The 14,954-nt window shown below is 64.5% G+C and carries 16 protein-coding genes; 10 read left to right on the plus strand and 6 right to left on the minus strand.

Going from position 1 to position 14,954, the window contains the following annotated elements; genetic code table 11:
- Positions 1–40: 40 nt before the first annotated feature.
- The 3 genes from XH85_RS16155 to XH85_RS16165 are packed head-to-tail and all read left to right on the plus strand — an operon-like array spanning position 41 to position 3,102.
- Positions 41–1,177, plus strand: a complete 1,137-nt coding sequence (locus tag XH85_RS16155; protein WP_128932583.1) for an ABC transporter permease — start codon at positions 41–43, stop codon at positions 1,175–1,177.
- 2 nt (positions 1,178–1,179) lie between these two features.
- Positions 1,180–1,947 (plus strand): ABC transporter ATP-binding protein, encoded by a 768-nt coding sequence (locus XH85_RS16160; protein ID WP_164939395.1) that lies wholly within the window; start codon positions 1,180–1,182, stop codon positions 1,945–1,947.
- Between the two features lie 3 nt (positions 1,948–1,950).
- On the plus strand, positions 1,951–3,102 hold the full coding sequence (locus tag XH85_RS16165; RefSeq protein WP_128932585.1) for an ABC-type transport auxiliary lipoprotein family protein: 1,152 nt from the start codon (positions 1,951–1,953) through the stop codon (positions 3,100–3,102).
- 6 nt (positions 3,103–3,108) lie between these two features.
- Here XH85_RS16165 and XH85_RS16170 read toward each other — a convergent pair whose 3' ends face one another.
- On the minus strand, positions 3,109–3,426 hold the full coding sequence (locus XH85_RS16170; protein WP_128932586.1) for a c-type cytochrome: 318 nt from the start codon (positions 3,424–3,426) through the stop codon (positions 3,109–3,111).
- A gap of 155 nt (positions 3,427–3,581) precedes the next feature.
- On the opposite strand from XH85_RS16170, the gene XH85_RS16175 reads away from it, so the two are divergent.
- From XH85_RS16175 to XH85_RS16180, 3 genes are all read left to right on the plus strand, one after another.
- Positions 3,582–4,295, plus strand: coding sequence for a helix-turn-helix domain-containing protein (locus XH85_RS16175; protein ID WP_128932587.1), 714 nt, complete (start codon positions 3,582–3,584; stop codon positions 4,293–4,295).
- A 92-nt stretch (positions 4,296–4,387) separates the two neighbouring features.
- Positions 4,388–4,516 carry a hypothetical protein gene (locus XH85_RS47355; protein ID WP_256477624.1) on the plus strand — a complete coding sequence of 43 codons (129 nt, stop codon included), beginning with the start codon at positions 4,388–4,390 and terminating at the stop codon, positions 4,514–4,516.
- A 278-nt stretch (positions 4,517–4,794) separates the two neighbouring features.
- Positions 4,795–5,523, plus strand: coding sequence for a Crp/Fnr family transcriptional regulator (locus XH85_RS16180; RefSeq protein ID WP_128932588.1), 729 nt, complete (start codon positions 4,795–4,797; stop codon positions 5,521–5,523).
- A 25-nt stretch (positions 5,524–5,548) separates the two neighbouring features.
- On the opposite strand, the gene XH85_RS16185 is transcribed toward XH85_RS16180, so the two are convergent.
- Entirely contained in the window at positions 5,549–6,325 is a 777-nt protein-coding gene (locus tag XH85_RS16185) for a cyclase family protein (protein ID WP_128937294.1), read from the minus strand.
- Between the two features lie 305 nt (positions 6,326–6,630).
- Here XH85_RS16185 and XH85_RS16190 point away from each other — a divergent pair, with 305 nt between their 5' ends.
- The 4 genes from XH85_RS16190 (at position 6,631) to XH85_RS16205 (ending at position 10,332) form a co-directional block, all read left to right on the plus strand.
- On the plus strand, positions 6,631–7,602 hold the full coding sequence (locus tag XH85_RS16190) for a TRAP transporter substrate-binding protein (protein ID WP_091890026.1): 972 nt from the start codon (positions 6,631–6,633) through the stop codon (positions 7,600–7,602).
- Positions 7,603–7,668: 66 nt separating this feature from the next.
- Positions 7,669–8,220: a TRAP transporter small permease gene (locus tag XH85_RS16195; protein ID WP_128932589.1), complete on the plus strand. Its 552-nt coding sequence runs from the start codon at positions 7,669–7,671 to the stop codon at positions 8,218–8,220.
- Positions 8,211–9,503: a TRAP transporter large permease gene (locus XH85_RS16200; RefSeq protein WP_128932590.1), complete on the plus strand. Its 1,293-nt coding sequence runs from the start codon at positions 8,211–8,213 to the stop codon at positions 9,501–9,503. Before XH85_RS16195 ends, XH85_RS16200 begins: the two co-directional genes overlap by 10 nt.
- A gap of 22 nt (positions 9,504–9,525) precedes the next feature.
- Positions 9,526–10,332, plus strand: a complete 807-nt coding sequence (locus XH85_RS16205; RefSeq protein WP_128932591.1) for an SDR family NAD(P)-dependent oxidoreductase — start codon at positions 9,526–9,528, stop codon at positions 10,330–10,332.
- A 273-nt stretch (positions 10,333–10,605) separates the two neighbouring features.
- Here the strand turns inward: XH85_RS16205 and XH85_RS16215 are convergent, their stop codons facing one another.
- Genes XH85_RS16215 through XH85_RS16230 form a run of 4 tightly spaced genes read right to left on the minus strand, consistent with a single transcriptional unit; the run spans position 10,606 to position 14,887 of the window.
- Positions 10,606–11,304, minus strand: coding sequence for a molybdate ABC transporter substrate-binding protein (locus tag XH85_RS16215; protein ID WP_128932593.1), 699 nt, complete (start codon positions 11,302–11,304; stop codon positions 10,606–10,608).
- On the minus strand, positions 11,301–13,430 hold the full coding sequence (locus tag XH85_RS16220; protein WP_164940416.1) for a xanthine dehydrogenase family protein molybdopterin-binding subunit: 2,130 nt from the start codon (positions 13,428–13,430) through the stop codon (positions 11,301–11,303). The genes XH85_RS16215 and XH85_RS16220 overlap by 4 nt, the downstream gene beginning before the upstream one ends.
- Complete coding sequence (locus XH85_RS16225) at positions 13,427–13,897, minus strand: (2Fe-2S)-binding protein (protein WP_128932594.1); 471 nt, start codon at positions 13,895–13,897, stop codon at positions 13,427–13,429. The genes XH85_RS16220 and XH85_RS16225 overlap by 4 nt, the downstream gene beginning before the upstream one ends.
- A gap of 15 nt (positions 13,898–13,912) precedes the next feature.
- The gene (locus XH85_RS16230) at positions 13,913–14,887 is read right to left on the minus strand and encodes a Bug family tripartite tricarboxylate transporter substrate binding protein (RefSeq protein ID WP_128932595.1); all 975 of its coding nucleotides are present in this window, start codon (positions 14,885–14,887) and stop codon (positions 13,913–13,915) included.
- Positions 14,888–14,954 lie beyond the last annotated feature (67 nt).

Here is a 14,954-nt window from a genome sequence, read left to right on the forward strand (position 1 = left end):
CCGGCTGAATGGGCGCCAATCGTCCCGATGAGGTGGAAGCGTGAACCCCGAACCGCTGTTGCTGGCGACGCCATCCGGCGATGTGCTGAAATTGCGCCCGGAAGGGCCGTGGACCGCAGCGAATGTGGTGACGCTCGAATCGCTGTCCCGGTCGGTCGGGGCGGACGTCGATCGATCCAGAGCCGTGACCCTGGACATGTCGGGCGTCAGCGCGCTCGACACGCTCGGCGCCTGGGTCCTGGAGAAGCTGTCGCGCCGGGCTGCATCATCCGGCAGATCGGCTGAATTCGTCGGTGTCGCCGATCAATTCAGTGGGCTGATGGACGAGGTGCGCCAGGTCAACCGCGACAGGCCGGCACCCGTGGCCGTGCCGAATCCGGTTTTGCTCAGGCTCGGCGATCTCGGCAAGGCCACGATCGGTGCGCGGGAAGACGTCACGATCTTTCTGCAAATGCTCGGCGCGCTATTCATGGCCGTGATCGGCGTGCTGCGCCGGCCACGATCGCTGCGGCTGACCTCGCTGGTCTATCAGCTTTACCGCATCGGATGGCAGGCGATTCCCATCATCGTGCTGATCACCTTCCTGATCGGCGCCATCATCGCCCAGCAGGGATTCTTCCATTTCCGCAGGTTCGGCGCGGAGTCGTACACCGTCGACATGGTCGGCATCCTGGTGCTGCGCGAGCTCGGCGTGCTGATCGTCGCCATCATGGTCGCGGGACGGTCGGGAAGCGCCTATACCGCCGAGCTCGGCTCGATGAAGATGCGCGAGGAGATCGACGCGCTCTCGACCATGGGGCTCGACCCCATCGACGTCCTGATCCTGCCGCGCGTTGCCGCGCTCGTCATCGCGCTGCCGATCCTCGCCTTCATCGGATCGATTGCCGCGCTTTATGGCGGCGGGTTGGTCGCACAGTTCTACGGCGACATGGGACCGGCGATCTACATCGCACGGCTGCATGACGCCGTTTCCATCACTCATTTCGAGGTGGGGATCCTGAAGGCGCCGTTCATGGCGCTGGTGATCGGGATCGTCGCCTGTAGCGAAGGATTGCGCGTGAAAGGCAGCGCCGAGTCGCTGGGACGGCAGACCACGACATCGGTGGTGAAGTCGATCTTCCTGGTGATCGTGCTCGACGGCCTGTTCGCGATCTTCTTCGCTTCGATTGGAATGTGACGATGGAGGACTCACAGCAGGAGTTCGCGATCCGCGTCCGCGACCTCGTGGTCGGCTTCGGCCGCCAGACCGTGCTCGACCATCTGTCGCTCGACGTCCGCCGCGGTGAGATACTCGGGCTGGTCGGGGCGTCCGGCGGCGGCAAGTCGGTGCTGATGCGCACTATCATCGGCCTCATCCCGCGCCGAAGCGGCAGCATCGAAGTCATGGGACAGCCAGTCGGCGGCGGCGCTCAAGGTACGGCCACGACTTGGGGCATCCTTTTTCAGCAGGGCGCGCTGTTCTCATCGCTGACGGTGAGACAGAACGTCCAGTTTCCACTGCGGGAAAATCTCGTCCTGTCGCAGGAGCTGATGGACGAGATCGCGATTGCCAAGCTCGAGATGGTCGGGCTGCGGGCGCAGGATGCGGACAAATTTCCCGCGGAGCTGTCGGGCGGCATGACCAAGCGCGTGGCGCTGGCGCGCGCGCTCGCGCTCGATCCGCCGATCCTGTTCCTGGACGAGCCGACCTCCGGCCTCGACCCGATCGCCGCCGGCGATTTCGACGCGCTGATCAAGACGCTGCAAAAGACTCTGGGCCTCACCGTGTTCATGGTCACCCACGACCTTGCGAGCCTGACGACGGTCTGCGACCGCGTGGCCGCCCTGGCCGAGGGAAGGATCGTCGCGATCGGCCCGATGCGCGAACTGCTGCAATCCGAGCATCCCTGGGTGCGGGCCTATTTCCACGGCAAGCGCTCGCAGATGCTGCAACACGAAATGAGATGACACATGGAAACCCGCGCTCCTTACGTGCTGATCGGCACCTTCGTGTTGGCTGCGATCGTTGCGGTGTTCGGCTTTGTCTATTGGCTGAACAACACCGGCGGCATCGGGCCGCGCACGAACTACCACGTACAGTTCCAGGGACCGGTGCCTGGCCTGCTGGTCGGCGCCGGCGTGCTGTTCAACGGCATCCGCGTCGGTGAGGTGACCGAGCTCGGGCTCGCGCCGGATAACCCGCGCTTCGTCAATGCGACGATCTCGGTGGCCGCGGCAACGCCAGTGCGTGCCGACACCAAGGTCGGACTCGATTTCCAGGGCTTGACCGGCGTGCCGGTGGTGACGCTGGAGGGCGGCATGATCGTCGCCAAGTCGGGCGCCAAGTCGGGCGCTAAGTCCGATGCCAAGTCCGACGCCAAGTCCGGCGAGCCGCTGACCTTGATCGCCGAGGCCGGGGCAGGCCAGAGCATGACGCAGGCGGCGCGCGATGCGCTGCGGAAGGTCGACACGGTGCTGGAGGACAATTCCGGCCCGCTGAAGGACACCATCGCCAATTTGAAGACGTTCTCCGACGGGCTCGCGCGCAACACCGGCAAGATCGACGGCATTCTGGCAGGCCTCGAGAAGATGACTGGTGGCGGAGCGCCCGCGCAGAAGGTCACCTATGACCTGCGCACGCCGAAGAATCTGGGGCCGGCCGGAAAGACGCTGTCTGCGTCACTGGCCATTCCCGAGCCGACCGCAGTCGCGATGCTCCAGACCCAGCGCATGCTGTTCTCGCCGGTCGGCGACAATCCGGGCTTTGCCGATTTCCTCTGGGCCGACAGCATTCCAAAACTGGTGCAGGCACGCCTGATCGACAGTTTCGAGAATTACGACATTGCCCACGCCCCGCTACGCACGACCGATCTCGGTCAGGCGGACTACCAGCTCCTGATCGACATCAGACGCTTTCGGATCGCCACGGACGGGGAGGCGAAAGTCGAGATCGGACTGTCGGCGCGGATCGTCGACAAGAACGGCAAGGTGATTGCCTCGCGCCTCGTTGAGACCAGCGAGAAGCTCGACAAGGTCGAGCCGGCCGCTTCAGTGGCAGCGTTCGATGCCGCCTTTGCCCGGATCGCAAAGGAGCTGATCGGCTGGACCGTGCAGGCGGTATGATGCCTGCTATTCCAGAGTCTTCAGGTAGGACAGGAGGTCGTGGATCTGGTCCGGATTGAGCTCGAAGGCGGGCATGTCGGCATGGCCGGTGTAGATACCTTCGGCCAGTGCCTCTCCAAGGGTCTCGATCGGATAACGCCGATGCAGGGTGCGCAGCGCTGGCGCGCTCTTGAGCGGACTCTCGGAGACACGGTCGATCGCATGGCAGCGAGCGCAATTTGCTCGTGCAAAGGCCTTGCCGCGCTGCTCGGCAGTCGTTGCGGCTAGCGCAGGCGTGATCAGGAGCAGCCCAATCAGGCCGTGACGCAGCGCGCTTTGCAGCATGGAAAGTGATCCCCGTCGAACTCTGGAAGGACAGAATAGAGCGGGGACCCCGGCCAAAATTGATCTGAGTCAATCGGGTTTGTCACAGCGCAGTAAAATGCAGGTGCGTGGCAACTCGGCCTGGGGCAGAGCGGGGCCGACGCTTGGAGCGGTGGATGAAGCCTTCCGTGGTCACGATTGAGCCGAACGGGCATTTCTGCAGCGATTGTGCCGTACGCGCATCGGCGGTTTGCTCGTCGCTGGATGCAGCCGAGCTCAGGGAATTCGAGCATCTGGGCCGCCGTGTCCATTTTGCCTCAGGCGAGACCGTGTTTTCCGAAGAGGACATCACGACCTCGTTCTACAATGTTATCGAAGGCGTCATGCGGCTGTACAAGCTGCTGCCCGACGGTCGGCGGCAGATCGTGGGCTTTGCCCTGCCGGGCGATTTCCTGGGAATGAATATTTCCGGCCGCCACAATTTTTCGGCCGATGCGATCGGCGCGGTGACCGTGTGCCAGTTCGCCAAAGCAACTTTCGGCCGTTTCATCGAGAGCCGGCCGCAGCTGCTCAGGCGGATCAACGAGCTGGCCATTCGCGAGCTGAGCCATGCGCGCGACCACATGGTCCTGCTCGGCCGCCGCTCGGCGGACGAGAAGGTCGCAACGTTTCTGCTCGGCTGGCGCCAGCGTCTGTTGGCGCTCGGGGGATCGCTGGACACCGTTCCGCTTCCGATGAGCCGTCAGGACATCGCCGACTATCTCGGCCTGACCATCGAAACCGTCAGCCGCACCTTCACCAAGCTCGTGCGTCACGGCGCAATCGAGATCCTTCATGGCGGTATCAGCCTGCGCGACCCCGCGCGCGTCGAGGCCCTGGCCGCGGCCTGACATTCTGTCCGCAACGATCGCGGATTTTTGATCCCGATCAATGACGCCGGCCATCCGCCGCAAAATAATGCCTCAGACAATCCGGGAGAAGCATGATGCCCGCTGACGCGTTGCTTGTGACTGTCGTCGTCGTCGCGATCTTCGTCGCTTTCGCCGCAGCCTTGGCTTGGGCGGACCGGCAGACCAGCGCAGGCCGGCTCGACCCGGATTCCAAGCGCTGAAGCTCCTGAGATCGTCGTCCGATCTGACGCGCCGACCGCCGACGCTCGTCCAGAGCTCTGGCCGTGCGGCAGCGCCTCAACGCAATCATGACTTGCGCAATCTGCAACTCTGCATCGGTCCAAATGCATCGGCACACCCTTCGGATGTTGCCTTCCGCCTAACCACGGCGTTTTCGCGGCATCTGCCTAAAACGGCGCCCGTGCTTTCCGGTTGAAAAGCCTGATAACGTTGACTAGGCAGGAACCCCAATGCCTCGCAGTCTTAGGAGCCCAGCGGCGTGCCTCAGGACAAGACCGGCGACCCCCGACAGTCAGCGGGCAACAAACTATCGGTGCTGCGCAAGCACCCGATCTTCGCGGATCTGGAGCCGGAGGCGCTCGATCAACTCTGCCGCTATGCCAAGCACACCACCGTGAAGCGTGGCGCGACGATCGCCGCCAAGGGCGATCCCGGTAACAATCTATTCGCGGTGGTCACGGGGACGGTGAAGATCTCCTCTTCGTCGCCGGATGGGCGGAATGCCATTCTCAATCTGATCGGTCCCGGAGAAATTTTTGGCGAGATCGCGGTGCTCGACGGCGCCCCCAGGTCGGCCGATGCCACCGCGAACACCAATTGCGAGCTCTACATCATCGATCGCCGGGACTTCCTGCCATTCGTGAAGAGCCAGCCGGCGCTGGCGATGAAATTCATCGAGCTGCTCTGCGCGCGCCTGCGCTGGACCAGCCAGCAGGTCGAGCAGGTGATCCTCCAGAACCTGCCGGGCCGGCTCGCCAGCGCGCTGCTCGGTCTCACCGAGGAGCGCAAGCTCGACTCCGGCAGCGGCACGCTCGCCATCACCCAGCAGGAGATCAGCGAGATGGTGGGGATGACGCGCGAGAGCATCAACAAGCAATTGCGCGCCTGGGCCGGCCGCAACTGGGTTCGTCTCGAGCACGGCGCCATCGTCGTGCTGGATACCGATGCACTGCGCGAACTCGCCGAGAGCGGCCTCTCCGGTGATTGAGAGCGGGCTCTACATTGTTGAGCATCTAGCCATCGATGATGGCGACCGCGCGGGTCCAGCCCGCGGAGGCGCGTTCGATCTTGACCGGAAAGCATGAGACCGTGAACCCGGTCGCGGGCAGTTGATCGAGATTGTGCAGCTTCTCGAGATGGCAATAGCCGATGTGCCGTCCCGCCTTGTGGCCTTCCCAGATCAGGCCGGCATCCCTTGTTTCGGCGTATCTCTTCGCGGTGTAGACGAACGGCGCGTCCCAGCTCCAGCCATCGGTACCGGTCAGGCGGACGCCGCGTTCGAGCAGGTACATGGTGGCTTCATAGCCCATGCCGCAGCCGGAATTGACGTAGTCGGCTTGGCCGAATTTCGCGCCGGCGCCGGTGTTGACGACGACGATCTCCAGCGGCGACAGCGTGTGTCCGATCCGTTTCAGCTCCTTCTCGACATCGTCGGCGCTCGCCACGTAGCCGTCGGGCAGATGCCGGAAGTCGAGCTTCACGCCGGGTTGAAAGCACCATTCCAGCGGCACCTCGTCGATCGTCCATGACCGTTCGCCGCGGTTCATGGTCGGATGGAAGTGCCAGGGCGCGTCGAGATGCGTCCCGTTGTGGGTCGACAGCGAGGCCTGCTCGACGGCCCAGCCCTGGCCGTCCGGCAAATCCTGCGCCTTGAGGCCGTCGAAGAACTGCAGCATGCGCGGCAGGCCCTGCCGGTGATCGATATATTGGATCGTCGGATGGTTGCCGGGCGGATCGGACGTTACGTCGTTTCGGAGCGGCACTGAGATATCGATCAGCTTCCGCGGCATGGGCATTCCCTCGAGATGGTCCGCTGTTTCGAACATGTTGAGGGGGCTCCGCCGGTGGCGTCAAGTAACGTGCCGGCGACGTCGAGCCAGCCCGCCGTACCCCACCCTAATGCGAATTGCGCCAGAAATTGATCGATGCAACTCTTGCATCGATCAATGCTGGATTTGGCTTGGACTCAGAATGCCGCCAGCCCTAGGGACGACATTGGCGCTTGACTTCACACCGGAAGTGGGGCGACCCAAGGCGGCCTGCAGCCGGCCCGACAACGACATAATCAACCCAGTCGACCAGGAGGAAAGCCCAGATGAAGACACTCACCGGTATCATCACAGCCGTTGCACTGGCGGTCTCAGCGCCCCTGGCGACAGCGCGCGATTTCCGCTCCGCCGACGTCCACCCCGCCGATTATCCGACCGTCGAGGCCGTCAAGTTCATGGGCAAGCAGCTCGCGGCGGCGAGCGGCGGCAAGCTCGGCGTGAAGGTGTTTCCCAACGGAGCCCTGGGATCCGAGAAGGACACCATCGAGCAGCTCAAGATCGGCGCGCTCGACATGATGCGGATCAACGCATCGCCGCTGAACAACTTCGTGCCGGAAACCATCGCGTTGTGCCTGCCTTTCGTCTTCCGCGATACGCAGCACATGCGCACCGTCCTCGACGGTCCCATCGGCGATGAGATCCTCGCGGCGATGGAGCCCGCGGGATTGGTCGGCCTTGCCTATTACGACAGCGGCGCCCGGTCCATCTACACCGTCAAGGCACCGGTCAAGTCGCTCGCCGACCTCAAGGGCCTCAAGATTCGCGTCCAGCAATCCGACCTGTGGGTCGGCATGATCCAGAGCCTCGGGGCCAACCCGACGCCGATGCCCTATGGCGAGGTCTATACCGCGCTCAAGACCGGCCTCGTGGACGCTGCCGAGAACAACTGGCCGTCCTACGAATCCTCGCGCCATTTCGAGGCCGCCAAGTTCTACAACGTCACCGAGCACTCGCTGGCGCCGGAAGTTCTCGTGATGTCGAAGAAAGTCTGGGACACGCTGAGCAAGGATGATCAGGCCATGATCCGCAAGGCGGCCAAGGAATCGGTGCCCGTCATGCGCAAGCTCTGGGATGAGCGCGAGCAGGCCGCCCGCAAGACCGTCGAGGCCGCCGGCGTTCAGGTCGTGACCATCGCCAACAAGGCGGAGTTCGTCGACGCGATGAAGCCGGTGTACACGAAGTTCGCCGGTGACGAGAAGCTCCAGAGCCTCGTCAAGCGCATCCAGGACACGAAGTAAACACAGCGGTATCGGGTCCGGAGTCGCCTCAGTTGCGGCACCGGACCCTCGCGAGGGAGGCGCGGGATGACAGACCCACACGTCGCAAGCCACGAGCACGAGGCGGTCACTGGTCGCCCGTCCACCGGATTGCTGTCGCGGATCAATGCTCCCGTCGCGCGCGCGGGCATGTATCTGTCCGTGGCCGGCCTGCTCGTCATCGTCGTCATCGTGTTCTACCAGGTGTTCGGACGTTACGTGCTCAATTCCAGCCCGACCTGGACGGAGAACCTTGCGCTGGTTCTGATCCTGTATGTCACCTTGATCGGCGCCGCCGTCGGCGTGCGCGATGCCGGACATATTGGCATGGACAGTCTCTTGGTGATGCTTCCGGATCACATGCGGGAGAAGATCGAGCTCGTGATCCACGTCCTGGTGGCCGTGTTCGGCATTGCGATGGCCTACAATGGCTGGATCCTCGGGGCGTCGGTCGGAACGGTGAAGATCCCCAATCTCGGCCTGCCTGAGGTGATCCGCTACGTGCCGCTGATCGCCTCCGGCATCCTGATCATCTCTTTTTCAATCGAGCACATCATTGCTCTCTTGCGCGGCGAAGAGGTCGTCCCCTCATGGAACTGATCATCCTCGGCGCCACCTTCTTCGGCTTCCTGATCCTCGGCGTCCCGGTCGCGTTCGCGATCGGCCTCTCGGCGATCTGCACCATCCTTTATGAAGGCTTGCCGGTCGCCGTCATCTTCCAGCAGATGATGTCGGGGATGAACATCTTCTCGTTCCTCGCCATCCCGTTCTTCGTCTTCAGTGGTGAGTTGATGCTGCATGGCGGCGTCGCCGACAAGATCGTACAGCTCGCCAAGAATCTCGTCGGGCACATCCGCGGCGGGCTCGGCATGTCGAACGTGGTCGCCTGCACCCTGTTCGGCGGCGTCTCCGGCTCGCCCGTCGCCGACGTGTCGGCGATGGGCGCGGTGATGATCCCGATGATGAAGAAGGAGGGTTTCGACACCGACTACGCCGTCAACGTCACCACCCATGCCTCGCTGGTCGGAGCCTTGATGCCGACCAGCCACAACATGATCATCTATGCCCTGGCCGCCGGCGGCAAGGTCTCGATCGGCGCGCTGATCGCCGCCGGCCTCTTACCGGCGCTGGTGCTGATGGTCTGCATGCTGGTCGCGGCTTACGCGGTCGCGGTGAAGCGCGGCTATCCGGCGGGCAAGTTTCCGGGCTGGGCCGAGGTCTTCCGCTCGCTTGCGGCCGCGCTGCCCGGCCTTCTGATCGTCGGCATCATCCTGGCCGGCATCCTGTCCGGCGTCTTCACGGCAACCGAATCCGCTGCCGTCGCGGTCACCTACACGATCCTGCTGACCTTCTTCATCTACCGCACCATGACCTGGGGCAATTTCCTGCGCGCCGCCTCCAAGGCGGTGAAGACGACGGGCGTGGTTCTGCTGCTGATCGGCGTCTCCACCATGTTCCAGTACCTGATGGGGCTTTACGAGGTGGCCGATCTTGCCGGCGAGATGATGAGCAAGGTCTCCACGCAGCCCTGGATGATCTTCCTGCTCATCAACGTCATCCTGTTCGTGCTCGGCACGTTCATGGACATGGCCGCGACCATCCTGATCTGCACCCCGATCTTCCTGCCGATCGCGATGAAGGCGGGCATGGATCCAGTGCAGTTCGGCATGCTGATGCTGATCAATTGCGCCCTAGGGCTGAACACGCCGCCGGTCGGAACGACGCAATTCGTGGGCTGCGCCATCGGCGGCATCTCGGTCGGCGCCGTGATGCGCACCATCCTGCCGTTCTATGCCGCGCTGATCGCAGCACTGATGTTCGTGACCTACGTCCCTGCATTCTCGCTGTGGCTGCCGCGCCTGCTGATGGGCTACAAGGGCTAGCAGCACCAGGGAGAAGCCATCAGTGACGGACTATCGCAAGCTCTTCGATCTCACCGGCAAGACCGCAGTCGTCCTCGGCGCCGCATCCGGCATCGGCAAGTCGTCGGCCGAGGCGCTGGCCGGGCTCGGTGCCCGCATCGTCTGCGCCGATCGCGCGCTCGACGCCGCGGAAGCGACCGCCTCCGGCATTCGCGACAAGGGTGGCTGGGCGGAAGCGGCTAGCTGCGACGCCGCAAGCGCTGCGGACGTCAACGCGCTGGCCAAAACCGTGATGCAGAAGTTTCCGCGGCTCGACATCGCCGTGACGACGCCCGGTCTCAACATCCGCAAGACCATCCTCGACTACACCGAGGAGGATCTCGATCGCGTCCTGAACCTCAACGTCAAGGGCACGGTCTGGTTCTTCCAGGCTTTTGGCCGCATCATGGTCGAGCAGAAGGGCGGCAGCATCATCGCCTGCTCCTCGGTGCGCGCGGTCACCATCGAGCCGGGCCTCGGCGTTTACGGCTCGACCAAGGCGGCTATCGGCCTTTTGGTGAAGGGCTTTGCCTCCGAGGTGGGCCATGCCGGCGTGCGCGTCAATGCGATCGCGCCGAGCATCGCCGAAACGGCGCTGACCGGCCCGTTCAAGCAGCGCCCCGATATCTACAATCTCTACGCCGGGCACACCGTGTTCAATCGCTGGAGCAGCGCCGACGAGGTCGCCACCGCTGTGGCCTATCTCGCTTCGGACGCCGCGAGCTATGTCAGCGGCAGCACGCTGTTCGTCGATGGCGGCTGGACTGCCGTCGATGGCCCGCCGACCGGCCTCACCCAGCTGCACAAATAGGGGCGGCTTCTGGAGCCGAATGGCCTTTAGGTGGATCGGTTGCCGCGGGCTCGTTCACCTCTCCCGCTTGCGGGAGAGGCATAGGCCACCATCGGTGGCCGTGCTTCAAGAGACGCCGAGGCAAAGCCTCGGCTACGGCGAAGCGCCGGGTGAGGGTTCTCTCCTCGAGGGGATTGTCCCATTGCGGAAGCACCCTCTCCCCAACCGTCTCCAGCAAGCGGGAGAGGGAGCTTACCTCCGCCATCGCAGCTATCGAGCCTCATCTCATCCCGTTTAGCCGGTGAAGCCTGCGCGTTGGCGCAGCTCCTTCCGGTCTGCGCTGGTCAGCAGCGCGATCAACGCGGCCGCCTCTCTTGGATGTGCGGCCCGCGCGGTCACGCCGGCCGTGTACATCGTCACGAGTTCGCAGCCGGGCGGCAGCGACCCTGACAGCGCGATGCCGTCGGTCGCGATGATTTCGGTCGCCTGCGTGCAGCCGATCGGTCTTTGCGCGGTGGATGCCGCAAGCTCCCGCATCGCGGTTGTGCCGTTCGGAAAGATCTTGAGGCGTGAGGCAACCTCATAGGCGATGCCGAGCTGATCCAGCACTTTTGCGACGTGTTGTCCCGCCGTGGACGCCTTCGTGTCCGGAACGTAGATGGCATCGGCGCTGCGCAAGACCTCGCGCAAATCGGCTTCGGTCCTCACCGTCACCCTGGGATCGCGGCTGCGGACGGCCAGTGCAGTCTCGACGCGGCCGACATCGGCGATCGAGGAGGCGGTGACAAGCTTCTCCTCGGCAAGCTTGGCAAGAAGCGCTTGCGTCAGGATCACGAGATCCGCCTGCGTGCCCGCGCGCAGCTTGTCGGCCATGAACCCGACCGCGCCGAACTCGCCGTCGATACTGAGGCCGGTCTGCGCCTTGAAGGCATCGGTAAGGCCGCGCACCAGCCCCTGCGCCGCGCCGCCGCTCAAAATGTTCACTGTCGTCACGATGCAAGCTCCGCAGCTGCAATGATCCTGTCGCGCGTGATCGGCAGGTCGCGCACGCGCACGCCGAGGCAGTCAGAGACCGCATTGGCGATCGCTGCCGTCACCGGGCCGTGCGCGGCCTCACCGGCGCCGACGGGCTCGATCTCCGGCCGCTGGATGATCTCGACATCCACCGCCGGCACCTCGCTGAACCTCAGGATCGGATAATCCGTCCAGGTCGCTGACGTGATGCGCGTCCGATCGAAGCGGACACGCTCCTTCAGCACCCAGCTCGTCGCCTGGATCGCGCCGCCTTCGATCTGGTTGATGACACCGTCGGGATTGATGGCCTCGCCGACATCGACAGCAAGCGTCAGCCGCTTCACGCGGATGTCGTCGGTGCCTTCGATCTCGGCAATCGCGGCGCAATAGGCTCCCATGTTCTTGTAGCGCGCAAATCCGACGCCGTGACCGATGCCGGTTCGCTTCTGCGGCTTCCACGCGGCACGTCGCGCCGCGGCGCGGATGACGTCCTTGGCGCGCTCGTCGCGCAGATGACGCAAGCGGAATGCGATCGGGTCCTCGCCGCGCAGGGCGGCGATCTCGTCGAGCAGGGACTCGATGGCGAACACGTTGCCTTGCGCGCCGAGGGTCCGCAGCGCTGAGGTCCGCACCGGCATCGTCAGCAGCCGGTGGCTCGTGATCGTCCAGGCCGGGAGGTCATAGAGTGGAACGGCGTTGCGATCAGCGCCGCCGCCATTCGCGGCCGGCGGGTTGGACGAGATCATGCGCGGGTAGGGGTTTGCGATCTCGGTCGCGGCAAGCAGCGCCGGCTGTGCCGCGCGCCCCGGCCGCGCCGCGTGGCCATTGCTCCAGATCGCGTGGCGCCAGCCGGTGATCTCGTTGTCGGCATCGAGATCGGCCTCGATCTCGATGGCCATGGCCGCGCCGAACGGTGCGTGGGTCATCTCATCGTGGCGCGACCATTGCACCCGCACCGGACGGCCACCGGCCGCCTTTGCCAGTAGCACGGCATCGAGCGCGACGTCGTCGGCCGCATTGTGCCCGTAACAGCCCGCGCCCTCCATGTGCTCGACGACGATATTCTCGGCCGGCAGCTTCAGCACGATCGCGAGATCCGCACGCAGCAGATAGACACCCTGGCTGTGGGTCCAGACATGGACGCGATCGCCCTCCCATTGCGCCATGGCGCAGGATGGCGCGATCGAGCCGTGTGCGATGTAGGGGCGGGTGTATTGCCGGCGCAGGGTTTGGATCGACTTGTTCGTCGCTGCCGTCCTGGTGTCGATGACGGTGGTCTCGACCGGCTGGCTCTTCAGAAAGCCCGCGAGATGGTCTTCGTCGGGCAGCGGATCGCCGGCCGACCATGTCGCGCTCTTGCCCAGGGCTTTCACCGCGGCTTCCGCCGCGGCCTCGCCATCGGCAACGACGCCGGCAAAACCGCCGTCGCGGACGATCGCGACGAGGCCAGGGATAGCGCGTGCAGCCGTTTCGTCGAGTGCAATCATTTTTGCGCCCGAGACGTCCGGCCGCAGCACGCGTCCGTGCAAAAGGCCCGGCAGCGCATAGTCGTGGATGAAGCGCGGCCGCGCGAACACCTTGTCGGGAATGTCGACGCGCTGGACCGAATGTCCGGCGAGGGCGCGCTTCGTAGCGCTCTTCGCTGTCGCGCCCGCGGTGGCGTCGTGATCAAGCGAAACCTCGCCAGCCAGCTCCCAATAGCTGGTCCTGACATTGCCGGGACCCGAGATCGTGCCGTCATCGATGCCGAGCAGCGCCGCATCGACGCCGAGACGCTCCGATGCAGCAGTGAGAAAGCGCCGGCGCACCTCGGCACAGGCCTGGCGCAGCGCGCGGCCGGATTGCTGAATCGACAGGCTGCCCGAGGTGACGCCTTCATTCGGGCTCCTCGCCGTCGAGGCGCGGATCATCTCGACCCTGACGATATCGACATCGAGCTCGTCCGCTGCAATTTGCGCCAGCGCCGTGACGATGCCCTGGCCGATCTCGACCTTGCCAGGCGAGATCGCCACACGGCCTTCGCCCGTGAACCGCACCCAGGACGACAGCTTTGGATTGGCTACGAGGCTAACCGGTAGCTTCGGGGCAGGGGACGGCACATTCATGACGTCGCCATCTCCGATGCTGCCCGCAGCACCGCGCGGACCATGCGGTTGTGCGATCCGCAGCGGCACAGATTGCGATCCAGCGCGGCTCTGATCTCGGCCTCCGTCGGTGACGGATTGCCCTTCAGCAGCGCCGCCGCGCTGATCAGGATTCCCGATACGCAATAGCCGCATTGCATCGCCTGTTCGGAGATAAAGGCGCGTTGCAGCGGGTGGGGCTTCTCCGCTGTGCCAAGGCCCTCCACCGTGACGACGTCCTTGCCCGCAACCGACCACGTCGGCATGTCGCATGAAGACATCGCGCGGCCGTCGACCATGACGTAACAGGCGCCGCACTCACCGGCGCCGCAGCCAAAATGCGTACCGGTGACACCGAGCCGGCTGCGCAGCACGTCGAGCAGCGTCTGGTCCGGATCGGCATCCACAGCGGTGGCTGCGTCGTTGAGCTGGAATTGAATGGCAGGCATTCTCGCGCTAAGGCCTCACGACTTGTCGAACTTCTTGACGACGTCGGCCCATTTCTCGATGTCGCCGCGCAGGAATTTTTCGAACTGTTCCGGCGTCATCGACATGGGCACGGCGCCCTGTTCTGTCCAGAGCTTGACGATGTCGGGCCGCTTCACCATTGCGTTGACGGCCGCATTGAGCTTGTCGATGACGGGCTTCGGCGTACCCGCGGGAGCCATCAGGCCTAGCCAGATCGTCGCCTCATAGCCTGGCACTCCGGCCTCGATCGCGGTCGGCACGTTCGGCAGCACGGCCGAGCGCTGCTTGCCGGTGGTGGCGAGCGCGCGCACCTGGTTCTCGCCGATGTTCGGCGCCATTGCCGGTACCGCGTCGATCATCATCTGCACCTGTCCACCGATCACGCCGCTGCGCGCCTCGCCGCTGTTGCGATAGGGCACGTGGACGATCTCGACGCCGGCCATGGCTTTGAACAGCTCGCCCGCCATGTGATAGGGCGTGCCCTGTCCGGAGGAGGCGTAGTTCAATTTGCCCGGCTGCGCCTTGGCGCGCGCGATGAACTCTTGCAGCGTCTTCGCTGCGACTTGCGGGTTCACCACGATGACGAGATCGGAATAGTTCACCGGCGCGATCGGCGCGAGGTCGCGCATCAGCTCGTATTTGCGCTTGTCGGGTGTCAGCAGCGATTCATTCGCGGTCTGGGTGTTGGACATCATCAGCAGCGTGTAGCCGTCGGGTGGCGACTTCGCCGCTTCGACCGTGCCAATGACGCCGCCCGCGCCGGTGCGGTTCTCGATCACGAAGGGCTGGCCAAAGCTCTCCTGGAGCACGTTGCCGATCAGCCGGGCCGCGACGTCCGCAGGGCCGCCGGCGCCAAAGGGCACCACGATCCGGACTGCGCGGGTGGGATAATCCTGTGCCAAGGAGGGGGCTGCGGAGAAGGCGCCGAGCAGGCCGACGGCGACCACCAGCACGAATCTTCGGGCTTTCATGCCAACCTCCCTGATGTCGTTCTTGTTGGCCGGCACTGTAGCGGCAGGCGATGTGGACTGTCGACGG

It is taken from the genome of Bradyrhizobium zhanjiangense, from assembly GCF_004114935.1.
Taxonomy (GTDB): domain Bacteria; phylum Pseudomonadota; class Alphaproteobacteria; order Rhizobiales; family Xanthobacteraceae; genus Bradyrhizobium; species Bradyrhizobium zhanjiangense.